We start from the raw sequence: 23,336 nt of genomic DNA on the forward strand, positions 1-23,336 counted from the left end.
CCCGCCGCGGGCACGGACGGCACGCGGCGTCGCGACGAGCCACCGTACGCCCGCCGCACGCCGACACCCCCACCCGCACGCACCGCCCCAGTTCCGGGAGCTCTTGTGACGCACCTTCAGGACCCCTCCCCCGCCGGTCTTCCCGCGGGCACGCCCCGTGGCCTCACCACCTTTCCAGGGCTCTTCCACGAGCAGGTCGCCGCGGCTCCGGACGCTCCGGCCGTCGCCTCGGGGGACCTCTCATGGTCGTACGGAGAGCTGAACGCGCGGGCGAACCGGGTCGCGCACTGGCTGATCGGCCAGGGCATCGGTCCGGAGCGGCCGGTGGGCGTGGCCCTGCCCCGCTCCGCCGAGCAGGTGGCGTTCGTCCTGGGCATCCTGAAGGCGGGCGGCGCCTACCTCCCGATCGACCTCGACTATCCCGGCGAACGCATCCGCTACATGGTCGCGGACGCCGCGCCGACGCTCGTCCTCACGACGCAGGACGCGGCGGGGCCGCTCGCCGCGGACCTGGCGGCGACGGGACCGTCGACGCACGCCGGTGCGGCGGCGGCCCCCGCGCTCGTCGCCGTCGACAGCCCCGACGTCCGCGCGGTGTGCGCGCACTCCCCCGCCACCGACCCGACAGACGCGGACCGCACCAGCCCGCTCCTTGAGGCGCACCCCGCGTACATCGTCTACACCTCCGGCTCCACCGGCCGCCCCAAAGGGGTGGCCGTCACTCACGCCGGTATCAGTGCCCTGAGCGAACTGCACCTGAGCCGCTTCGGTGCCGCTCCGGGCTCCCGCGTCCTGCAGTCGGCGTCGCTGAGCTTCGACGTGGCGATCTGGGACCTGATCATGAGCCTGACCACGGGCGCCACCCTCGTTCTTCCGCAGCGGCAGCGCGTCGTCGGCGACGACCTCGCCGAGGCGCTCGCGCAGGAGCGCGTCACCCATGCCACGCTGCCGCCCAGCGTCGTCGGCACGCTCCCCGCCGACGCCCCGAGCACCCTCACCGACCTGCGGGTCCTGTCGCTCGCCGGGGAAGCCGTGCCACGGGACCTGGTCCGTGACTGGGCGCCCGGCAGGCAGGTCATGAACGCCTACGGCCCCACCGAGATCACCTGTGCCGCCACCGTGGCCCGGCTCACCCCGGCGCCCCGCGTTCCCATCGGCACGGCGATCCCCGGCACCCGTGTGTACGTACTCGACGAGCGCCTTGCCCCGGTGTCCGGGGACACGCCCGGCGAGCTGTACGTCGCCAGTCCCGGCGTGGCCCGCGGCTATCTGGGGCGCCCCGGCCTGTCCTCCGCGCGGTTCCTCGCCGACCCGTTCGGCAAGCCGGGGGACCGCATGTACCGCACCGGTGACGTGGTGCGGTACGGGGACGACGGGCAGCTGGAGTACCTCGGCCGCAGCGACGAGCAGATCAAGGTGCGCGGCCTGCGCATCGAGGTCGGCGAGATCGAGGCCGCGCTCACGGCGCACCCGCGGGTGGCGCAGGCCGTGGTGGTGGCCCACGAAGGCCGCGGCACGGGCAAGCAGCTCGTCGGGTACGTCGTCCCCGCCGCGCCGGACACCGCGGGGCGCGGCGGCCGGGGCGGCCAGGGCGGCGGGACCGGCTATCTGGACCTCGGCTCGCGCTGCACGCCGGGCGAGGTGCGCGAGTTCGTGGCGCGGCGCCTGCCGGACTTCATGGTGCCAGCGACGGTGCTCGTCCTCGACCAGCTGCCGTTGACACCGAACGGCAAGGTGGACAAGCGGCGGCTGCCCGAACCGGAGTTCAAGGGCGGTGTCTACCGCGCTCCGCGCACGCCGGAGGAAGAAGTCCTCGCGGGCGCGTTCGCGGCCGTCCTCGGCCTGGAGCGGGTCGGTGTCGACGACGACTTCTTCGCCGTCGGCGGTGACAGCATCCAGTCGATCCAGCTTGTCTCCCGGGTCCGGCCCGAGGGCCTGGACCTCGGCGCGCGGGACGTGTTCGAGTGCCGCACCGTGGCCCGGCTCGCCGAGGCCGCCATCGCCCGCCGGGGGGCCGGGCCGACGGCCGTCCTGGAGGAGTGGGAGGGCGGTGGTGTCGGACGGATGCCGCTGCTGCCCGTGGCGCGGCTGCTGCGCGGCCGGGGTCCCGGGTTCGAGCGGTTCCTCCAAGCCATGGTGCTCGAACTGCCCGCGGACATCGACGAGGAGGGCCTGGTCGCCACCCTCGGCGCTGTCGTGGACCGGCACGACCTGCTCCGCGCCCGCCTCGTGGACGAAGTGGACGAGACGGATGAGGCGGGCGAGACAGATGGGGTGGGCGAGGCGGGCGAGAACGCCCGGGGCGCCGAGGGTGCGGAGGGCGTGGAGGGCGGCGGCGCGCTGGAGGTCGCCCCGGCCGGTTCCGTCGACGTGGCCGCCCTGGTGCGCCGCGTCGCGCACGACGGCCCCTGGGACGAGGCCTGGCAGGAGCGTCTGCACACGGAACTGGACGCGGCCGCCGCGCGCCTGAACCCCGGGGCGGGGGTCGTCGCGCAGTTCGTGTGGTTCGCCCCGGACGGCGGCGGTCGCGGCGGGCGGCTGCTCGTCGCCCTGCACCACCTGGTCGTCGACGGTGTCTCCTGGCGCATCCTGATGCCGGATCTGGCGGCGGCGTGGGGGCGCGTCCGCCAGGGCCGCGCCCCGGACCTGCCGCCGGTCGCCACGAGTGTGCGCCGGTGGGCCCACGCCCTGGCCGCCGAGGCGGTCGACGCCGGGCGCGTCGCCGAGCTGGAGCTGTGGACGTCGATCGTCGACGGACCCGACCCGCTCCTCGGCGCCCGTCGTCTCGACCCGGCCGTGGACGTCGTCGCCACCCTCACCGAGGCCCGTGTCCAGGTGTCGGCGGCCACCACCGAGGCCCTGCTGACCACCGTCCCGGCCGCGTTCCACGGCGAGGTCAACGACGGTCTGCTGGCGGCGCTTGCGCTGGCTCTCGCCGCGTGGCGGCGGGCCCGCGGTGTCGGGGAGTCGTCCTCCCTGGTCCGTCTGGAGGGCCACGGACGTGAGGAGTCCGCCGTACCCGGCGCGGATCTGTCCCGTACGGTGGGCTGGTTCACCAGCGTCTTCCCGGTGCGCCTCGACCTGGCGGGCGCCGACCTGGACGACGCGTTCCGCGGCGGTCCCGCCGCCGCCCGCGTGCTCAAGGCCGTCAAGGAGCGGCTGCGGGCCATCCCGGACAAGGGCATCGGCTACGGGCTGCTGCGCCACCTCAACCCCGAGACCTCCGGTGTCCTGGCCTCGTACGGGCTCGGGCAGGTCGGCTTCAACTACCTGGGCCGGTTCTCCGCCGCCGCGGACATGCCCGAGGACCTGCGCGGCCTCGGCTTCGCCCAGGTCACCGGCATCACGGAACTCGAAGCCCTCGACGCGGGCCAGGACGGGCGCATGCCCGCCCTGGCGGAAGTGGACATCAACGCCTCGGTGACGGACACCGAGCAGGGGTCGCGGCTGGGCGCGCTGTTCACGGCTCCGTCCGGCGTGCTCACGCAGGACGAGGTACGGGAGCTGGCCGACCTGTGGGTGGCGGCTCTCGAAGGGCTCGTCCGGCACGTCGGCCGACCGGGCGCGGGTGGCCTCACCCCGTCCGACGTACCGCTCGTCGACGTCGCCCAGGACGACATCGAGACCTGGGAGCGGCAGTTCCCGGGGCTCGCCGACATCTGGCCCACGTCGCCCCTGCAAGCGGGGCTGCTCTTCCACTCGATGATGACGGCCGAGTCGGGCTCGGCGTTCGACGCCTACCAGGTGCAGTACGTCCTCGAACTGGCTGGACCGGTGGACCCGTCCCGGCTGCGGGCGGCCGGGCAGGCCGTCCTGGACCGGCACCCGGCGCTGCGCACGGCGTTCGTCCGGCGGGACGGCGGCGACCTGATCCAGCTGGTCGTGGACGGCGTCGAACTGCCGTGGCGGGACGTGGACATGAGCGGGACCGCCGAGACGGCTGAGGCCGCCGAGACGGCCGGGGCGGAGTCCGACGCGGCGTTCGAGCGGCTTCTGGCAGACGACCTGGAAGTCCACTTCGACCCGGCGAGGCCGCCGCTGCTGCGGATGTCCCTCGTCAAGCGGGACACGGACCGCTGCGCGCTGGTCCTCACGGCCCACCACGCGCTGTTCGACGGCTGGTCGCTGCCGCTGATCGCGCGGGACCTGCTGCGGTGCTACGCGGGTGACGCGCCGGACCGCCCCGACCACACTTACCGCGACTATCTGGAGTGGCTGGCCCGGCAGGACGACGAGGGGTCCGCGCGCGCCTGGCGGGCCGAGCTGAGCGGCGTCGACGAACCCACGCTGCTGGCGCCCGGAGCCGGATCCGGCACCGACAGCACCGGCATCGGCCAGGTCGACGTCCCCCTGCCCGCGGCCGCGGCCGCGGGGCTGGCGCGCCGGGCCGGTGAGCTGGGCGTCACCCTCAACACCCTGGTACAGGGCGCCTGGGGCGTCCTCCTGGGGCAGCTGACGGGGCGGCAGGACGTGGTCCTCTCCGCGACGGTCTCCGGTCGTCCGCCCACGCTGCCGGGCGTCGACTCGGTCGTCGGCATGTTCCTCAACACCGTCCCGGTCCGGGTGCGCTGCGCTCCGGGCACCTCGCTCGCCGACCTCCTGGCCGACCTCCAGGAACGGCAGGCGGCGCTGCTCGACCACCATCACCACGGCCTGCCGCGGATCCATGAGGACCTGGGGCTCAAGGCCCTGTTCGACACGATCATCGGCTTCGAGTCGTTCCCCCTGGACCGCTCCGGCATCGCCGAGGCGAGCGAGGCGGCGGGGATCGGAGTCACCGGCATCCGCGCCTTCACCGCGAGCCACTACCCGGTGACCGTGTTCGTGTACCCCGACGGCGCCCACCCGCGTCTGAACATCCAGTACCAGCGCACCGTGTTCGACCAGGCCACGGCCGACGACCTGGCCGCCCGCCTCGCCCTCGTCCTGCGGCAGGTGGCGGCGGACCCCGCCCGCCTCGTCGGGCACGTGGACCTCACCGTGCCCGCCGAGCGCGAGCGGCTGGTCCACGAGCTGAACGACACGGCCGCGCCCACGCCCGCCCTGACCGTCCCGGCGCTGATCGAGCGGCAGGCGGCGGCGACGCCGGACGCGGTCGCCGTGGCGTGCGGCGCGACCTCGTACACGTACGGCGAACTCCGCACGCGGGTGCACCGGCTGGCGCGTGAGCTGACCGCGCTGGGCGCGGGCCCGGAGACCGTGGTGGGTCTGGCCCTGCCGCGCTCCGCCGACCTCGTCACCGGCCTGCTCGGCATCCTCACCGCCGGTGCCGCCTATCTGCCGATCGACCCCAAGTACCCCAGTCGGCGCCTGGACTTCGTCCTCACCGAGGCCCGGCCGAGGCTGCTCCTCACCGACAGGGACACGGTGGCGGCGCTGCCGGAGACGGACGTCCCGAAGCTGTACCTGGACGACCTGGACCTGACGGGCCCGGCCCCGGACGCCGCCGCGGCCGCCGCGCTCGGGCCCGACCACGCCGCGTACGTGATGTACACGTCCGGCTCCACCGGCACTCCGAAGGGTGTCGTCATCACGCACGCGGGCGTCGTCAACGGCGTGACGCGCCTCGCGGAGCGCGTGGGTTCCGGCCTGCGGATGCTCGCGGGCACCTCGGTCAACTTCGACGTGTCGGTGTTCGAGATCGTCACGACGCTGTCCACGGGCGGCACCGTCGAGGTCGTCCGCGACGCGCTCGCCCTCGGCGAGCCCGGCGCCCCGGCGGTCGACGTGGTCAGCACGGTGCCCTCGGTCTTCGCCGCGCTCATGGACCAGGTCTCCGCCGGATCCGGCTACCGGACCCTGGTGTTCGCCGGTGAGGCGCTGCCCGCGTCCCTGGTGCGCCGCGTGCGTGAAGCGCTGCCGGGCGTGACGGTCGTCAACGCCTACGGCCAGAGCGAGAGCTTCTACGCCACCGTCTTCCGCCTCTCCGCCGACGAGGACTGGCAGGGCGTGGGCAGCACCCCCATCGGCACGCCCCTCGGCAACATGCGGACGTATGTGCTCGGCCCTGGCCTCACCCCGCTGCCTCCGGGTGTGGCGGGCGAGCTGTACGTCGGCGGGTGCGTCGGCCGCGGCTATCTCGGCCGTCCCGGCGCGACCGCGGACCGCTTCGTCGCCGACCCGTTCGGTCCTGCGGGGGCGCGCATGTACCGCACCGGTGACCTGGCCCGCTGGAACGCGGACGGTCAGCTGGAGTACGTGGGGCGGGCCGACGCGCAGGTCAAGGTACGGGGTTTCCGCGTCGAGCCCGGCGAGGTGGAGGCCGCCGTCGCGGACCATCCGGACGTCGAGCGGGCGGTGGTGGTCGCCCAGGACGACGGTTCAGCGGCCGGGCGGCGCCTGGTGGCGTACGCCGTCCTCCGTGACGGCGGCGAGGACGGCGCCGGGCTGCGGGACTTCGTGTCCGCCAGGCTGCCGGAGTTCATGGTGCCTTCGGTGTTCGTGGTCCTGGACCGGCTGCCGCTGACGCCCAACGGCAAGCTGGACCGGGCGGCGCTGCCGCGGCCGGAGGTCACGGGCGCGGCCCACCGTGCGCCGCGCTCGCCGCGCGAGGAGACGCTGTGCGCGCTGTTCGCGGAGGTGCTCGGCGTGGAGCGCGTCGGGATCGGCGACGACTTCTTCGACCTGGGCGGGCACTCGCTGCTCGTCACCAAGCTGATCAGCCGCGTCCGCACGGTGCTCGGCGTGGAGGTGCCGCTGCGCACCCTCTTCGCCCACCCCACCGTCGAGCGGCTCGACGCCGCGCTCGCGGGCGCCACGGCCGGGTCGGCGGCGCGGCCCCGGCTGGCCGCCGCCAGCCCGCGCCCCGAACGGCCGCCGCTGTCGTACGCCCAGCAGGGCCTGTGGTTCCTGTACCGCCTGGAGGGTCCTTCGGCGACGTACAACATGCCGTACGCCCTCCATCTGCACGGCGACCTGGACGTCGCGGCGCTGCGGGCGGCGCTCGACGACGTCGTCACCCGGCACGAGGCGCTGCGCACCGTGTTCCCCATGGCCGACGGCAGGCCGTATCAGCGCGTCCTGCCTCCTGAGGAGGCCCGGATCGACCTTCCGGTGCGGCATGTCGACGGGCAGGACCTCGGCGACGCGCTGGCCGCCGCCGCGCGGTACGCCTTCGACCTGGCGGAGGAGGTCCCGCTGCGGGCGCGCCTCTTCACGCTCGGCCCGTCCCACTCCGTGCTCTGCCTGGTGATCCACCACATCGCCACCGACGGCTGGTCGCTGGCCCCGCTCACCCGCGACCTGACGGCCGCCTACACCGCGCGCCTGGCCGGTTCGGCCCCGCAGTGGGCGCCGCTGCCGGTGAGTTACGTCGACTACACGCTGTGGCAGCACGAGCTGCTGGGCTCGGACACCGACCCCGACAGCCTCCTCAGCCGCCGGTACGCCTACTGGGCGCACCACCTCGCCGATCTGCCCGACCAGGTCACCCTGCCCACCGACCGGCCGCGTCCGGCGACCGTCACGCACGCCGGTGACACCGCGGTGTTCACGCTCGACGCCGCCGTCCACCAGGGCCTTGTGGAGCTGGCCCGGAGCGCGGGCGCCACCGTCCACATGGTGCTCCAGGCGGCCCTCGCGGCGCTTCTGACGCGCTTGGGCGCCGGGAGCGACATCGCGGTCGGCAGCGGTATCGCGGGGCGCACGGACGAGCAACTCGGTGAGCTGGTCGGCATGTTCACGAACATGCTGGTGCTGCGCACGGACACCTCGGACGACCCGACGTTCGCGGATCTGTTGGGGCGGGTGCGGGAGACCAGTCTGTCCGCGTACACCCACGACGTGCCCTTCGACGTGCTCGTCGAGAAGATCAATCCGCACCGGTCCGCCTCCCGGCATCCGCTGTTCCAGGTCGCGCTCGCCCTGCAGAACAACGAGGAGGCCCAGTTCGACCTGCCGGGCCTGCGGGTGCGCACCGAGGCCCTGCACACGGGGACGTCCCGCTACGATCTGCTGCTCAGTCTCTCCGAGGCCTTCCACGACCGGGGTGGGGCGGCCGGTGTCACCGTCGACGTCGAGTACTCCACCGAGCTGTTCGACGCGGCGGGCGTGGAGGCGTTCGTGGCCCGGCTGCGGCGCCTCCTCATCTCCGTGACCGCTGATCCCGCCCAGCGCGTCGGCGAGGTCGACCTGCTCACGGCGGCGGAGCGGCAGCGGCTGCTGGTGGGCCATGGTGTGTCCGCCCCGGCACCGAGGACGTTCGCGGCCCTGTTCGAGTCCGCGGTCGCCTCCGCTCCCGACGCCCCCGCGATCGAGGACGCCCACCACGCCTGGACGTACCGGGAGTTGAACGAGCGCGCCAACCGCATCGCGCACTGGCTCATCAGCCAGGGCCTCGGTCCCGAGGACCTTGTCGGCGTGGCCCTGCCCCGCTCTTCCGAGCAGGTCGCTTTGGTGCTCGGCATCACCAAGGCGGGCGCCGCGTTCCTGCCCATCGACCCCGACTACCCGGCCGAGCGGGTACGGCTCATGGTCGAGGACGCCGAGCCCGCCCTGGTCCTCGCGAGCCGGGCCACGGCCCAGGGTCTGTCGCGAGACCTCTCCGCGCGACTGGTCGCCGTCGATGACCCGGAGTTGCGGGCGCAGTGGGACCGGTCAGCCGAAACCGATCCGACGGACACCGACCGCACGGCACCGCTCACCTGCGACCACACCGCCTACATCATCTACACCTCCGGCTCCACCGGCCGCCCCAAGGGCGTCACCGCCACCCACACCGGCCTCACCGGGCTGGGCACCGCCCTCACCCACCGAGGAGAGGTCACCCCCAGCAGCCGCGTCATACAACTCTCCTCCGCCAGCTTCGACGCCTCCATCCTCGAATACGCCATGGCCTTCCACGCCGGTGCCACTCTGGTGCTGCCGGATCAGCCGCGTCTCGCGGGCGCCGAGTTGGCCGGTGTCCTGGCCGAAGGCCGCATCACCCACGCCTTCATACCGCCCTCGGTCCTCGCCACACTCCCCGAGGAAGCACCCCGCACCCTCACCCACCTGCGCACGCTCCTTGTGGGAGCCGAACCCTGCCCACCCGACCTCGTCACCCGATGGGCCACCCCCGAACGCCACTTCCACAACGTCTACGGCCCCACCGAGTCCACCGCGCTCACCACCATCAGCCAGCCCCTCACCAGCCCGCACGTGCCCATCGGCACCGCGCTCCCCCATACGCGTCTGTATGTGCTCGACGAACGTCTGCGGCTGGTTCCTCCGGGTGCCCCGGGCGAGTTGTACATCGAGGGTTCGGGGCTTGCCCGCGGCTACTTGAACCGCCCCGCGCTGACCGCGGACCGCTTCGTCGCCAACCCCTACGGACAACCCGGCACCCGCCTCTACCGCACCGGCGACCGCGTCCGCTGGAACACCGACCACCAGCTCCACCACCTCGGCCGCACCGACAACCAGATCAAGGTCCGCGGCTTCCGCATCGAACCCGCCGAAATCCACACCGCACTCACCTCACTCGACCACATCTCCCAAGCCGTCATCACCACCCACGAGACCACCCCCGGGGACCAACGCCTCATCGCCTACCTCGTCCCGACGACCCCCGGCACCGAACTCTCCACGGCTGACGTCCGCACCCGCCTGCGGGAACGACTGCCCGAGCACATGGTCCCGACGACGTTCGTCACGCTGGACCAGCTCCCGCTCACACCCAACGGAAAGGTCGACCACCGTGCGCTGCCGGAGCCGGGTCCGGCCTCGGGCGGGGGCGGGCGGGCGCCGCGCACGCCTCGGGAGGAGACGTTGTGCGCGCTGTACGCGGACACGCTCGGCGCGACCGGGGTGACCATCGACGACGGCTTCTTCGAGCTGGGCGGGCACTCGCTGCTGGCGACGAAGCTCATCAGCCGCATCCGGTCCGCCCTCGGGGTGGAGGTGCCGCTGCGGATGCTGTTCGAGCACCCCACGGTGGCCGGGCTCGCCGCCCACCTGGACGCGGCGTCGGCCACGCAGGTACCGCTGGTGCCCGTCACCCGGAGGCCGGAGCGGCTGCCGCTGTCCTTCGCCCAGCAGCGGCTGTGGTTCCTGCACCGCCTGGAAGGCCCTTCGGCGGCCCACAACATGCCGTTCGTGCTGCGGCTCACCGGCGAGTTGGACGTCGCGGCCATGACGGCGGCCGTGCAGGACCTGGTGACCCGGCACGAGACGCTGCGCACGGTGTTCCGCACGGCGGACGGGTCGCCGTACCAGGACGTCCTGGACCCGGAGCGGGCGCCGACAGCGCTGGCGGTGCGGCAGGTGGCGCCCGATGAGCTGTGGCCCGCGGTGGAGGAGGCCGCCCGGTACCCGTTCGACCTGTCGGCCGAAGTGTCCCTGCGGGCCTGGCTGTTCCAGGTCGGCCCCACCGAGTCGGTCCTCGCGCTCGTGGTCCACCACATCGTGGCCGACGGCTGGTCCCTCGCCCCGCTGGTCCGGGACCTCACGACCGCTTACACCGCGCGCCGGGCGGGCGCCGCGCCCGGCTGGGAGCCGCTGCCCGTCGCCTACACCGACTACACGCTGTGGCAGCACGAACTGCTCGGCGACGACACCGATCCGGACAGCCGTCTCAGCCGCCAGTACGGCTACTGGGCCCGGCAGCTCGCGGACCTGCCCGAGCTGGTGACCGCCCCGGCGGACCGGCCGCGCCCCGCGCAGCTCGCGTACACCGGCGACATCGCGCTGTTCCCCCTGGACGCCGCGCTGCACCGGGGCATCAGCGATCTGGCGAGCGCCCACGGCGCCACGCCGTTCATGGTGTTGCAGGCCGCGCTGGCCGCCCTGCTGACCCGGCTCGGCGCGGGCACGGACGTCCCCATCGGCAGTGGCGTCGCCGGGCGCACCGACGACAATCTGCGCGATCTGGTCGGCCTGTTCGTGAACACCCTGGTGATGCGGGCGGACACCTCGGGCGACCCCACGTTCGCCGCGCTGCTCGCACGGGTGCGGGAGACGAGCCTGGCCGCCTACGCGCACCAGGACATCCCCTTCGAAGGGCTGGTGGAGAAGCTCAACCCGCAGCGCTCCACGTCCCACCACCCGTTGTTCCAGATCGCCCTCGTGCTGCAGAACAACGAGCAGGCGCACTTCGACCTGCCGGGCCTGACGGTGCGCCCCGTGAACGTCGGCACCGGCACGTCCCGCTACGACATGCTGCTCAGCCTCTCGGAGTCCTTCCGCGACCGGACCACGCCGGACGGGGTGACCGTCGAGGTGGAGTACTCCACGGAGCTGTTCGACGCGGCGACCGTGGAGGCGTTCGTGGGCCGCTGGGAGCGGCTGCTGCGGGCCGTGGTGGCCGATCCCGGGCTGCGCGTCGGCGATCCGGAGCTGCTGACGGAGGCGGAGCGCGCGCAGCTCCTGCGGGGGTGGGGGCGCGCCGACCAGGACGTGCGCCAGGACACCTGGCCCGCCCTGTTCCAGGCCGTCGCGCACGCCGCGCCGGACGACCCGGCCGTCGAGGACACCGAACAGACCTGGACGTACGGGGAGTTGAACGAGCGGGCGAACCGGATCGCGCACTGGCTCATCGGCGAGGGCATCGGCCCCGAGCAGGTCGTCGGCGTGGCCCTGCCCCGCTCGTGCACGCAGGTGGCCACCGTCCTCGGCATCACCAAGGCGGGCGCCGCCTACCTGCCCATCGACCCCGACTACCCGGACGAGCGCATCGCCTACCTCGCGGACGACGCCCGCCCGGCGCTCGTCCTCACCGACGGGGCCCTGGCCGAGCGGTGGCCCGACACCACGTCCGCGCCGCTGGTCGCGGTGGACTCCCCCGAGGTGCGGGCGGCCTGGGACCGGGCCGCCGCCACCGACCCCACCGACGCCGACCGCACCGCCGCGCTCACCACGTCCCACCCCGCGTACGTCATCTACACCTCCGGCTCGACGGGACGCCCCAAGGGCGTGTCGCTCACCCACGCGGGGCTCGCGTCGATGCGCGCCACCCAGCTGCGGGACCTGCGGCCCGGTCCCGGCGCGCGGGTCCTGCAGTTCGCGTCGCTCAGCTTCGACGTGTCGATGTGGGACATGGTGGCGAGCCTCACCACCGGCGCGACCCTGGTCCTTCCGGCGCAGACCAGGGTTGCCGGGGACGAGCTGGCGAGCGCCCTGGCCCAGCGGCGGATCACGCACGTGACGCTGCCGCCGAGTGTCATCGGCACGCTCCCGGACGACGCCCCGCAGGCCCTCGGCGGGCTGCGGGTGCTGACCCTGGTGGGCGAGGCCTGCCCGCCCGACCTGGCCGTGCGGTGGGCGCCGGGGCGGCGTCTGGTGAACGGCTACGGACCCACCGAGACGACGTGTGCCGCCTCGATGGCGCACCTCGCCGGGGGCTCCCGGGTGCCGATCGGGGTGCCCGCCGTCAACGCCGGGCTCTACGTCCTGGACACCCGCCTGCGCCTCGTGCCGCCGGGTGTCCCGGGTGAGCTGTACGTGACGGGCCCCGGTCTGGCCCGGGCTATCTGCACCGGCCCGCACTGACCGCGGAGCGCTTCACCGCCGACCCGTACGGCGGTCCGGGCGCCCGCATGTACCGCACCGGCGACCTGGTGCGGTGGGGCGGCGACGGGCAGTTGGAGTATCTGGGCCGCAGCGACGAGCAGATCAAGATCCGGGGCTTCCGCGTGGAGCCCGGCGAGATCCAGGCCGCTCTGACGGCCCACCCCGCCGTCGCCCGGGCCGTCGTCACCACCCACGACTCGGGCGCGGGCACCGGCACGTCCAGCGGTGACCGGCAGCTCATCGCGTACGTGGTGCCCGCCACCGACGAGGCCACGGGCCAGGAGCACGTCACCGAGTGGCAGACCATCTACGACTCCGTGTACACGGAGGTGCCCGCCCTGCCGCTCGGCAGCGACTTCCACGGCTGGAACAGCACGTACACCGGGCAGGCCATCCCGGTCGAGGAGATGCGGGAGTGGCGGGACGCCACGGTCGCCCTCATCCGGGAGCACGCGCCCCGCCACGTCCTGGAGATCGGCGCCGGTTCGGGTCTGCTGCTCGGCCCGCTGGCACCCCACGTGGAGTCGTACTGGGCCACCGACCTGTCCGCCGCGTCCGCGGACCGCCTCGCGGAGCAGACCCGGCACTGGGACCACGTCCACGTGCGGCACCAGCCCGCGCACGACTTCACGGGGCTGCCGACCGGGCACTTCGACACGATCGTCGTCAACTCGGTGATCCAGTACTTCCCCGGCCGCCGCTATCTGTCCGACGTCCTCGACCAGGCGCTGCGGCATCTGGCGCCCGGCGGGCGGATCGTCGTCGGTGACGTCCGCCACCACGCCCTGCTGCCCGCCCTGCACACCGCCGCGCAGGCTCCCGCGCTCACCGCCGCGACGACGTCGGCGCTCTACGACGGCGTCCAGCGCGCGGTCCTCACCGAGGAGGAACTCCTCGTGCACCCGGCCTACTTCGCCGAGTTCGCCCGCCGTCACCCGAGCACCACCGGCGTCGACATCCGCCTCAAGCGGGGCACGGCCCACAACGAGCTCACCCGTCACCGCTACGACGTCGTCCTGCACACCGCACCCGACCCGGCCGACCTCGGCGCCCTGCCCGCCGTCGCCTGGCCCGGACACGACCAGCCCGGCGAGGGCCCGGACACCGTCCTGGCACGCCTGGCCGCGGCCGGTCCGGTGCGCGTCACCGGCATCCCCAACGCGCGCCTGACCCGTGAGGTCGCCGCCCACCGGGCCACAGCGGACAACACCCCGCTGGAGCATATCCGCCAACTCCTCGACCGGCCCGACCCCGCCGCGGTCGACCCGCACACCGTGCACGCCTGGGCCGAGGCCCACGGCCTGCTCGCCCGCACCACGTGGAACGCGCACGCCGTGGACGCCTTCGACGCCCTGCTCCTGCCGGTGTCCTCGGCAGGGGGCGTCCGCGTCGGTACGTACGACTCCGTCACCGTGCCGCCCGCGGACACCAACACGCCCGCGAACACGTCGGCGACGGCGGCCGTCCTGACCGAGGTGCGTCAGCACCTCAAGGAGCGGCTGCCGAGGCATCTCGTGCCGTCCGCTCTGATCCCCGTCTCGGAGATCCCGCTCACGCCGAACGGCAAGGTCAACTTCCGCGCCCTGCCCGCCCCCGGCCACCACTCCCCCGGTGACGGCCGTGCCCCGCGCACGCCCCGCGAGGAGACGCTGTGCGCGCTGTTCGCGGAGATCCTCGCGCTGCCCGCGCCCGTCACCATCGACGACAACTTCTTCGACCTGGGCGGGCACTCGCTGCTCGCCACGAAGCTGATCAGCCGCATACGCGCCACGCTGGGCGTGGAGGTCCTGCTGCGGACGCTGTTCGCGCATCCCACGGTGGCCGGGATCGGCGCGCACCTCGACGACGCCGAGCAGGCGAGGAAGCCGCTGACTCGGGCGGCGCGGCGGCCCGAACGGCTGCCGCTGTCCTTCGCCCAGCAGCGCCTGTGGTTCCTGCACAAGCTGGAGGGCCCCTCGGCCACGTACAACATGCCGTTCGTGCTGCGTCTGACCGGTGACCTGGACGTCGCGGCGCTGAGGGCGGCGCTCGACGACGTCGTCGCCCGGCACGAGACGCTGCGCACCGTCTTCGCCGTGGCCGACGGCAAGCCCTACCAGCGGCTCCTCGCGCCGGACGAGGTCGGCCTCGACCTGCCGGTGCGCCACGTCGACGAGCACGAATTGGCCGGGGCGCTGGCCTCCGCCGCGCGCCACGCCTTCGACCTGGCCGCCGAGGTGCCGCTGCGCGCCCAGCTCTTCACGCTCGGCCCCACCCGGTCGGTCCTGTCCCTGGTGTTCCATCACATCGCGGCCGACGGGTGGTCCTTGGCCCCGCTCACCCGCGATCTGACGGCCGCCTACTCGGCACGGCTGACCGGCCGCGCTCCGGGCTGGGAGCCGCTGCCCGTCAGCTACGCCGACTACACGCTGTGGCAGCACGAGCTGCTGGGCTCGGACACCGACCCCGACAGCCTCCTCAGCCGCCAGCACGCCTACTGGGCGCACCACCTGGCCGACCTGCCCGAGCAGGTCACCCTGCCCACCGACCGGCCGCGTCCGGCCGCCCTCACGCACACCGGCGACCTCGTCCATCACACGCTGGACGCCGCACTGCACCAGGGCATCACCGACCTGGCGCGGGCCTCGGGCGCCACCGTGCAGATGGTGCTCCAGGCCGCGCTGGCCGCGGTGCTGACCCGCATGGGGGCGGGGACCGACATCCCCGTGGGCACCGCGATCGCGGGCCGCACCGACACGAGCCTCGACGGCCTCGTCGGGTTCTTCGTGAACACCCTCGTGCTGCGCACCGACACCTCGGGGAACCCGTCCTTCGCGCGCCTCCTGCGGCAGGTGCGCGAGACCAGCCTCGCCGCCTACACCCACCAGGAGGTGCCTTTCGACGGCCTGGTGGAGCGGCTGAACCCGCCGCGGTCCGCCTCCCGGCATCCGCTGTTCCAGGTCGCGCTCGCCCTGCAGAACAACGAGGACGCCCAGTTCGACCTGCCGGGCCTGAGCATCCGTACCGAGGGGACCGGTACCGGGACGTCCCGGTACGACCTCTTGTTCACGCTCTCCGAGACCTTCGCGGGAGCCGACGGGGGCGGCCCGTGGCCGCGGGGATGTCACTCGACGTCGAGTACTCGACGGAGCTGTTCGACGCGGAGACCATCGAGGCGTTCGTGGACCGCTGGCGGTGCTTCCTGGCCGCCGCGGTCGACGACCCGGAGCTGCGCGTCGGCGACGCCGAGCTGCTCACGGCGGCGGAGCGGTCGCTGCTGTCCCGGCGGGCGGAGGTCACCGAGCGGGTGGCGCCTGCCACGCTGTCCGCCCTGTTCGAGTCCGCGGTCGTCTCCGCTCCCGACGCCCTCGCGATCGAGGACGCCGAACACGCCTGGACATACCGGGAGTTGAACGAGCGCGCCAACCGGATCGCGCACTGGCTCATCAGCCAGGGCCTCGGCCCCGAGGACCTTGTCGGCGTGGCCCTGCCCCGCTCTTCCGAGCAGGTCGCTTTGGTGCTCGGCATCACCATGGCGGGCGCCGCGTTCCTGCCCATCGACCCCGACTACCCGGCCGAGCGCGTACGGCTCATGGTCGAGGACGCCGAGCCCGCCCTGGTCCTCGCGAGCCGGGCCACGGCCCAGGGTCTGTCGCGAGACCTGTCCGCGCGATTGGTCGCTGTCGATGACCCTGAGCTGCGGGCGCAGTGGGACCGGTCAGCCGAAACCGATCCGACGGACGCCGACCGCACGGCACCGCTCACCTGCGACCACACCGCCTACGTCATCTACACCTCCGGCTCCACCGGCCGCCCCAAGGGCGTCACCGCCACCCACACCGGCCTCACCGGCCTGGGCACCGCCCTCACCGACCGCGGGGAGGTCACGCCTGGCAGCCGGGTCATACAACTCTCCTCGGCCAGCTTCGACGCCTCCATCCTCGAATACGCCATGGCCTTCCACGCCGGTGCCACCCTCGTCATCCCGACCCAATCCCGCCTGGCAGGCGCCGAGTTGGCCGGAGTCCTGGCCGAAGGCCGCATCACCCACGCCTTCATCCCGCCCTCGGTCCTCGCCACACTCCCCGAGGACACACCCCGCACCCTCACCCACCTACGCACCCTCCTCGTCGGCGCCGAACCCTGCCCACCCGACCTCGTCACCCGATGGGCCACCCCCGAACGCCACTTCCACAACGTCTACGGCCCCACCGAATCCACCGCGCTCACCACCATCAGCCGACCTCTGTCCACCGCCCACGTGCCCATCGGCCTGCCGCTGCCGAACACCCGCCTCTACGTCCTCGACGAGCACCTGCGCCTCGCCCCGCCCGGGGTTCCCGGCGAGTTGTACATCGAGGGATCGGGTCTTGCCCGCGGCTACCTCAACCGCCCCGCGCTGACCGCGGACCGCTTCGTCGCCAACCCCTACGGACAACCCGGCTCCCGCCTCTACCGCACCGGCGACCGCGTCCGCTGGAGCGCTGACCACCAGCTCCACCACCTCGGCCGCACCGACAACCAGATCAAGGTCCGCGGCTTCCGCATCGAACCCGCCGAAATCCACACCGCACTCACCTCACTCGACCAGGTCTCCCAAGCCGTCATCACCACCCACGAGACCACCCCCGGCGACCAACGCCTCATCGCCTACCTCGTCCCGACGACCCCCGGCACCGAACCCTCCACCGCCGACATCCGCACCCGCCTGCGGGAACGGCTCCCCGAGCACATGGTCCCGACCACCCTCATCACCCTCGACCGGCTCCCGCTCACACCCAACGGGAAGATCGACCACCGGGCCCTGCCCGCGCCCGATCTCGCCGATGGCACCGCGGGACGGCCGCCGCGCTCACCGCGGGAGGAGATCCTGGGCACCCTGTTCGCCGAGGTCCTGGGGATCGGCACGGTCGGTGTCGACGACAACTTCTTCGAGCTGGGCGGGCACTCGCTCCTCGCGACCACGCTCATCTCCCGTATCCGGGAGGTCATGGGCGTCGACGTCCCGTTGCGTGATGTCTTCACCCACGCGACCGTCGCCTCGCTCGCCGGGCACCTCACGGACGGCAGCGACGACAGCGCCGTGGACGTTCTGCTGCCGCTGCGCACCACGGGCGACATGCCGCCGCTGTTCTGCCTGCACCAGGGCAGCGGCGACTGCTGGAGCTACGCCAACCTGCTGCCGCTGCTGAGCACCGACATCCCGGTGTACGGGCTCCAGTCCCGCATGCTGGGGAGCCCCGAGGACCTTCCGGCGAGCGTCGAGGAGATCGCCGCGGACTGCGTCGAGGCGATGCGACGGGTTCAGCCGACGGGCCCGTACCACCTGCTCGGCCACTCGCTCGGCGGAATCGTGGCCCACGCCATGACGGCGCAGCTCGCGCGCGCCGGGGAGCGGGTCGAGGTCGTCTTCGCCCTGGACTCCGAGCCCGCCAGGGCCCTGCGGCAGGAGGAGTGGGACGAGGTGAACCGTCCGGGCCAGGCCTTCGAAGTGCTCCTGGAGGTGATGGGGGTGGAGGTGGAAGGCCCGTGCGGCACCTATGAGGAGTTCGCCGAGATCGCCCGGACCACCGGTACCGCCCTCGGCTCCCTGTCCGAGGCGGAGATGGTGGCACTGCAGCGGCGCAACCAGCACTTCCTGCGCCTCACGAGCGACCACCGGCACGGGCGGGTCGCCACTGACCTGGTCCTGTTCGCCGCGACCGACCGGCCGTTCTCGGTCCTCGACGCGGACACCTGGAGGGACCACATAGACGGCGACATCACCTGCCACTTCGTGGAGTCCAAGCACCACACGATGGTGACACCGGAGGTGCTGAGCGGCATCGTGCCCTTGATCGAGGAACGCCTGCGCAAGTCCGACCGGTGAACACCCGGGCGTCTCGCCTCACCTCGCGGAGGCGACGCGAGACGCCCGCTCCCGACGGGGCCGTCGCCAACGGTGCGGCGAGTGGACGGCCCCCGGTCACGCGGGCGCCGAGCTTCCAGGCGAGCAGACGGCGAGGTCTCCGCGCCGGGCGTCAGCCGCCGGGCCTGTGGGGCGTGGCATCGGCCGTGTGCGGGTTCCGCGCGGCCGCGCCAGCACGGCCGGTGCCCGCGGCTCTCGCCAAGGCCGGGGGCTCGGTTGCCCTGATGGGGTGACATGCGGCGGTACGGGCCTGTCCCTGTCGCCGGTCCTGGGCACGATGGCCTCCGTCCACAACGAAGTGACGGAGGGCAGATGCTCGGGCAGACCTTCCAACCGCCGTATCCGGTGCGGCGCAGCCCGGACGTGGCCGCGACTCGGACGGACAGCGCCCGGTGGGCGCGGCGGGTCGGGATCCTCGGCCCGGCCGCCGAGCCCGGCTTCCGGATCTGGGACGAGCGGGACTTCGCCGACTTCGACCTGCCGTCGTTCGCCAGCCTGGTGCACCCCAGCGCGGACGGGGGCCTGCTCGGCCTGATGGCCGACTGGTACGTGTGGAGCTGGTATCTCGACGACCTGATGCTGGAACGGTTCAAGCGGCCACGCGACGTCCCCGGCGCGCGGGCGTTCCTGGCCAGGCTGTCGGCCTTCGCCGGGACCGGCGCGGGCGCTCCGCCGGAGGCGGCCAATCCGGCCGAGCGCGGGCTTGCGGACCTGTGGGCACGGACCGCCGCGAGACGTTCCACGGCTTGGCGCGACCGCCTCGGCGGCCGGATCCCCAACCTGTTCGACGACGCGCTGTGGGAGGTCGAGAATCTGGCCCGCGGCCTGGTCCCCGAACCGGTCGACTACGTGCAGATGCGCCGGGCCGCTGGCGGCGTCCTCTGGGCCGCGCAGCTGGTCGAGTACGTCCTCGATGTGGACCTGCCCGCGGAGCTGCTGGCACGTCCCGTGTTCGTGAGGGCGCTCGACGCCTTCGCCGACGTCATCGACCTCCACAACGACCTCGTGTCCTACCGGCGGGAGACCGAGTACGAACAGGAGGTCAGCAACGCGGTCGTGGTCCTCCAGGCGCACACCGGCGACCCTGAGGGGCGGGCAGCCGAGGCCACGTACCGCCTGCTCGCTGCCCGCCTGGGCCTGTTCGACCGGCTGGTGGCCGTGGACATCCCCGCCGTGCTCACCGCGGAAGGCACCGACAGCGCCACCGCCGAGGCTGTGGGGCGCTACCTCGGCGGCCTGAAGGACTGGCTCGCCGGTGACTTCCAGTGGCACCTGGAAACACGGCGCTACCACCGGTCCTCCTGGCATCGCACGCCCCTGCCGAGCCAGCCGCACGGCCTCGGTACGTCGGCCGCCCGCCTGACGAGACCGGCTCTCGGGAACGCTGGGCGCGGGGCCATCGGCGGTCGGTGAGGACCAGTCCCGGCGGAATCCTGTTCGCGCCACCGAGCCGTCCGGGCGGCGCTGCTGGCAGCCGCGACGGTCGCGGCCACGACACCATCGGCACACGGTGTCCGGGCTGACGCGTGGCACCGAATCGACGAACGGGGGGACATCCATGATCTGACTCCCCATCAGAAGGCCCGGCGCGCCGCGCTCGAGGATTGCGGGCAACGGCTCCGACGGACGGCACCTGTCCTGCCGAAGTCACTCGTCCACGGTGTCGGGCTGCGCCAGTTGGGTGCTGGGGGTCGGGCCCGAACCCGCATCGGCCTGGTCCGAGGAGAGCAGCCAGCCGCCGTCAGGCTGCCGCGTGAACTCGATCGTGTGCGACAGCGAGTACTCCTCGTATTCAGGGGCTCCCGCCGCCACTTCTCCCGCCGTGAACGGCATGTGGAGACGGCCGTCTTCTGTGACGCGGAGAGTAGCGGTGTCTCCTTTCCGTGAGGAGTCGTCGACCGTGACGTCAACGGCGGCCTTGGTGTATCCCCCGTCGGCCTCCTCGTACGTCCTGCCCTTCGCCCTGAGTTTCGTGAACTCTTCCTCAAGGCGGTCCCTCATGGGAGGCGTGGCCTTCACGCTCGCGCGCCTCAAGGTGGGCGGGTTGGTGGTCACCATGTCGGCGCGCGTCTGAAGGTAGGTCTCCGACAGGCGTGCCAGCTCCTCAACCTGCCCAGCGGAGAGAGCCGGGGTGCCTCCGGGTTCCTGCTGAGCCGATACCGCCACCCCCAACGATGTGTCGCTCCTCGGGCCGTGCCGCTGCGCGTGCGTACGGGCCCGTGGCGCCGCCGTCCAGCCGTCCGGTCCCGTTCGCGCTGCGCGGGCGCGTCAGCGGTGCGGTGTCTCCGTTCTCCACCACGGTCGCCGCGGCCTCGTCCACCGCCACAGAGCAGGATCGCTGCCCCGCCTGCGGGAGCGGGCTCCCCGAGAAAGGGGGGCAGGACCCTACCCAAGGAAGGGGGGTTATCCCGATGGCTCGGTAGATCTTGGGTGCGGAGGATGAAGGGCGTCGGGTCTTCCCAGGCCATCCGCCTTCTTCTGTGAGGGAGTTCACTGTGTCAGTACGTCCGCAGCGGTCCACGAGGTTCCAGCCCCGTTCCGGCAGGCGGCCGCGAGCCGTCGCGGTGGTGGCGGTGACGGCCGCCGCCCTGGGGGTCGCTGGCACGCTGCCCTCGTCCGCGGCGCAGCCGCACGGCCCGCGTGACTCGCTGCGCGAGGACATGGAGCGCGTGGTGGCCGACACCAAGGTCCCCGCCGTTCTGATGTCCACGGTCGGGCCCGACGGGCGTACCCGCGACTACACCGCTGGCGTCGGCGACCTGAGAACGAGGAGCGAGGTGCCGGTGGACGGGCAGGTGCGGGCGGGCAGCAACACCAAGTCGTTCACCGCGACGGTGGTGCTGCAACTGGTCGGTGAGGGCAGGGTCAGTCTGGACGCGCCCGTGGAGCGGTATCTGCCGAAGCTGCTGCGCGGCGACGGCATCGACGGCCGCGACATCACCGTACGCCAGTTGCTCCAGCACACCAGCGGACTGCCCAACTACACCGAGTACCTGATGAAGGACATCGTGGGCAAGGCCCGTCACACCTACTACCAGCCCCGCGACCTGGTCGACATCGCGCTGAAGCACAAGGCGCAGTTCGCGCCGGGCACCAAGTGGGCGTACAACAACACCAACTACGTCGTCGCCGGGCTGCTCATCGAGAAGGTCACCGGCCGTCCGCTGGCCGAACAGATCACCCAGCGGGTCATCGACCGCGCCGGGCTGCGCCGCACCTACTTCCCGGGGGTGGGCGACGAGAGCATCCGGGGGCCGCACCCCCGCGGCTACCACGCGGCCAAGCCCGGGGCGCCGTTGGAGGACATCACGACGATCGATCCCTCCTGGGGCTGGGCCGCCGGGCAGATGATCTCCACCCCGAGGGATCTGAACCGGTTCTTCTCCGCCCTGCTCGGCGGCAAGCTCCTCAAGCCCGCGCAGCTCGCCCAGATGCGCACCACCGTCAGGACGCCCGACGACTTCGACGAGCAGGGCAAGGGGATCCGGTACGGACTCGGGCTCATCAGCACCCCGCTGAGCTGCGGTGGCCTGATGTGGGGGCACGGCGGTGACATTCCGGGCTACCACACGTACGGCGGGGTCACCGACAAGGGCCGCGCCGCCACGATCGCCGCCACCGCCGACAAGATGCCCGCCGAGGACGCCTACGCCAAGGTCGACGCGCTCACCGACAAGGCCTTGTGCGCGAAGTGAACCGGGCCGTGCGCGAAGTGAACCAGGCCGTGCCCGGCGCGCGCCGGTGGCGGTGAGCCGAGCGCCGGAGGGCAGGGGTGCCGCCGTTCCGGGCGATGTTCCGGGCGGTGGCGCGCCGGGGCGGGGCGGCTCAGGCTTGGAACTCGTCGATGACGACCAGGCCGGTCGGCCCGTACGTCTCCAGGGATTCCAGCACCCCGCTCGCCTCATGGAGGCCTACGGTGCGGGTCACGATCCGGCCGGGGTCGAGGCGGCCTGCGGCGATCATGTTCAGCATCGTGCCGAACCGCTGGCCCTGCATGCCGAACGCGCTCAGGAACTCCAGCTCCTTGACCATCATGACGTCGATCGGCAGCGGGACGTCCCCCTTCTCCGCGGCGGTGGTGTGCCCAAGTTGGAGGTGGCGGCCCCGCGTCCGCAGGGACAGGACGGAGTTGCGGCAGGCCTCGGCGATTCCGACGGAATCGACCGACACGTGCGCTCCGCCCCCGGTGAGGGTCTTCACCGCCTCCGTGGGCTCGTCCTTCGCCGCGTTGACGGTGTGGACCGCGCCCAGCGCGCGGGCGGCCGCCAGCTTCTCGTCCGCGATGTCGATCGCGATGACGTTGGCGCCCGTCGCCGCGGCGATCTCCACCGTCGACAGGCCCATGCCGCCGCCCGCTCCGTACACCGCGACCCATTCCCCGCCGCGGACCTTCGCCTGGTCGACGACGCCGTGGAAGGCGGTCATATAGCGGCAGGCGAGGGCGGCGACGTCGACGAAGCCGACGGAGTCCGGCACCCGGACCAGGTTGACGTCGGCGAAGCGGACCATGACGTACTCGGCGAAGGCGCCCCAGTAGGACACCCCGGGGACGAGCGAGTCCACGTGCTCGCACACCTGCTGGTGGCCGCTGCGGCACATCTCGCAGGAGCCCTCGCCGGGGTTCATCGGGAAGATGACGCGGTCGCCCTCCGTCCATCCCCGTACGTCCCGGCCGACCTCCACGACGGTGCCCGCGAACTCGTGGCCGAGGACGAACGGGGGCTGGACGCTCGGCCCGCCCGTCCAGAAATTCCCGGCCCACAGCGCCCAGTCGGTGCGGCAGATCCCGTTGGCGCCGACGCGCAGGACCGCGCCGTCCGGTGGGCATGCGGGGTCGGGCACGTCGCGGATGACGAGCGGCTCGTTCAGCTCTTCTATGACTGCGGCACGCACGAGCGCGGCCTCCTTGTGGTCCGTGACACGGCGAAGACACTCAGCATGTCCACTGGTTGAAGTGGTGGAC

7 protein-coding genes are annotated in these 23,336 nt (G+C 73.0%); 5 read left to right on the forward strand and 2 right to left on the reverse strand.

Annotated features, from left to right (window positions below; all coding sequences use genetic code 11):
* The first annotated feature begins 105 nt into the window (after positions 1-105).
* The 4 genes from ACOBQU_RS00375 (at position 106) to ACOBQU_RS00390 (ending at position 19,786) form a co-directional block, all read left to right on the forward strand.
* A complete protein-coding gene (locus ACOBQU_RS00375; protein ID WP_423623527.1) occupies positions 106-12,465 on the forward strand; it encodes an amino acid adenylation domain-containing protein in 12,360 nt (4,119 codons plus the stop codon).
* Positions 12,466-12,512: 47 nt separating this feature from the next.
* Positions 12,513-15,878, forward strand: coding sequence for a condensation domain-containing protein (locus ACOBQU_RS00380; RefSeq protein ID WP_423623529.1), 3,366 nt, complete (start codon positions 12,513-12,515; stop codon positions 15,876-15,878).
* A complete protein-coding gene (locus ACOBQU_RS00385; RefSeq protein ID WP_423634173.1) occupies positions 15,773-18,334 on the forward strand; it encodes an amino acid adenylation domain-containing protein in 2,562 nt (853 codons plus the stop codon). Before ACOBQU_RS00380 ends, ACOBQU_RS00385 begins: the two co-directional genes overlap by 106 nt.
* A 351-nt stretch (positions 18,335-18,685) precedes the next feature.
* Positions 18,686-19,786 carry a terpene synthase family protein gene (locus ACOBQU_RS00390; RefSeq protein WP_423623531.1) on the forward strand — a complete coding sequence of 367 codons (1,101 nt, stop codon included), beginning with the start codon at positions 18,686-18,688 and terminating at the stop codon, positions 19,784-19,786.
* Between the two features lie 234 nt (positions 19,787-20,020).
* Here ACOBQU_RS00390 and ACOBQU_RS00395 read toward each other — a convergent pair whose 3' ends face one another.
* Positions 20,021-20,431, reverse strand: coding sequence for a hypothetical protein (locus tag ACOBQU_RS00395; protein WP_423623532.1), 411 nt, complete (start codon positions 20,429-20,431; stop codon positions 20,021-20,023).
* Positions 20,432-20,868: 437 nt separating this feature from the next.
* Here ACOBQU_RS00395 and ACOBQU_RS00400 point away from each other — a divergent pair, with 437 nt between their 5' ends.
* Positions 20,869-22,068 carry a serine hydrolase domain-containing protein gene (locus tag ACOBQU_RS00400; protein ID WP_423623534.1) on the forward strand — a complete coding sequence of 400 codons (1,200 nt, stop codon included), beginning with the start codon at positions 20,869-20,871 and terminating at the stop codon, positions 22,066-22,068.
* Between the two features lie 130 nt (positions 22,069-22,198).
* On the opposite strand, the gene ACOBQU_RS00405 is transcribed toward ACOBQU_RS00400, so the two are convergent.
* The gene (locus ACOBQU_RS00405; RefSeq protein ID WP_423623536.1) at positions 22,199-23,266 is read right to left on the reverse strand and encodes an alcohol dehydrogenase catalytic domain-containing protein; all 1,068 of its coding nucleotides are present in this window, start codon (positions 23,264-23,266) and stop codon (positions 22,199-22,201) included.
* Positions 23,267-23,336 lie beyond the last annotated feature (70 nt).

It is taken from the genome of Streptomyces sp. G45 (assembly GCF_049542095.1).
Taxonomy (GTDB): Bacteria; Actinomycetota; Actinomycetes; order Streptomycetales; family Streptomycetaceae; genus Streptomyces.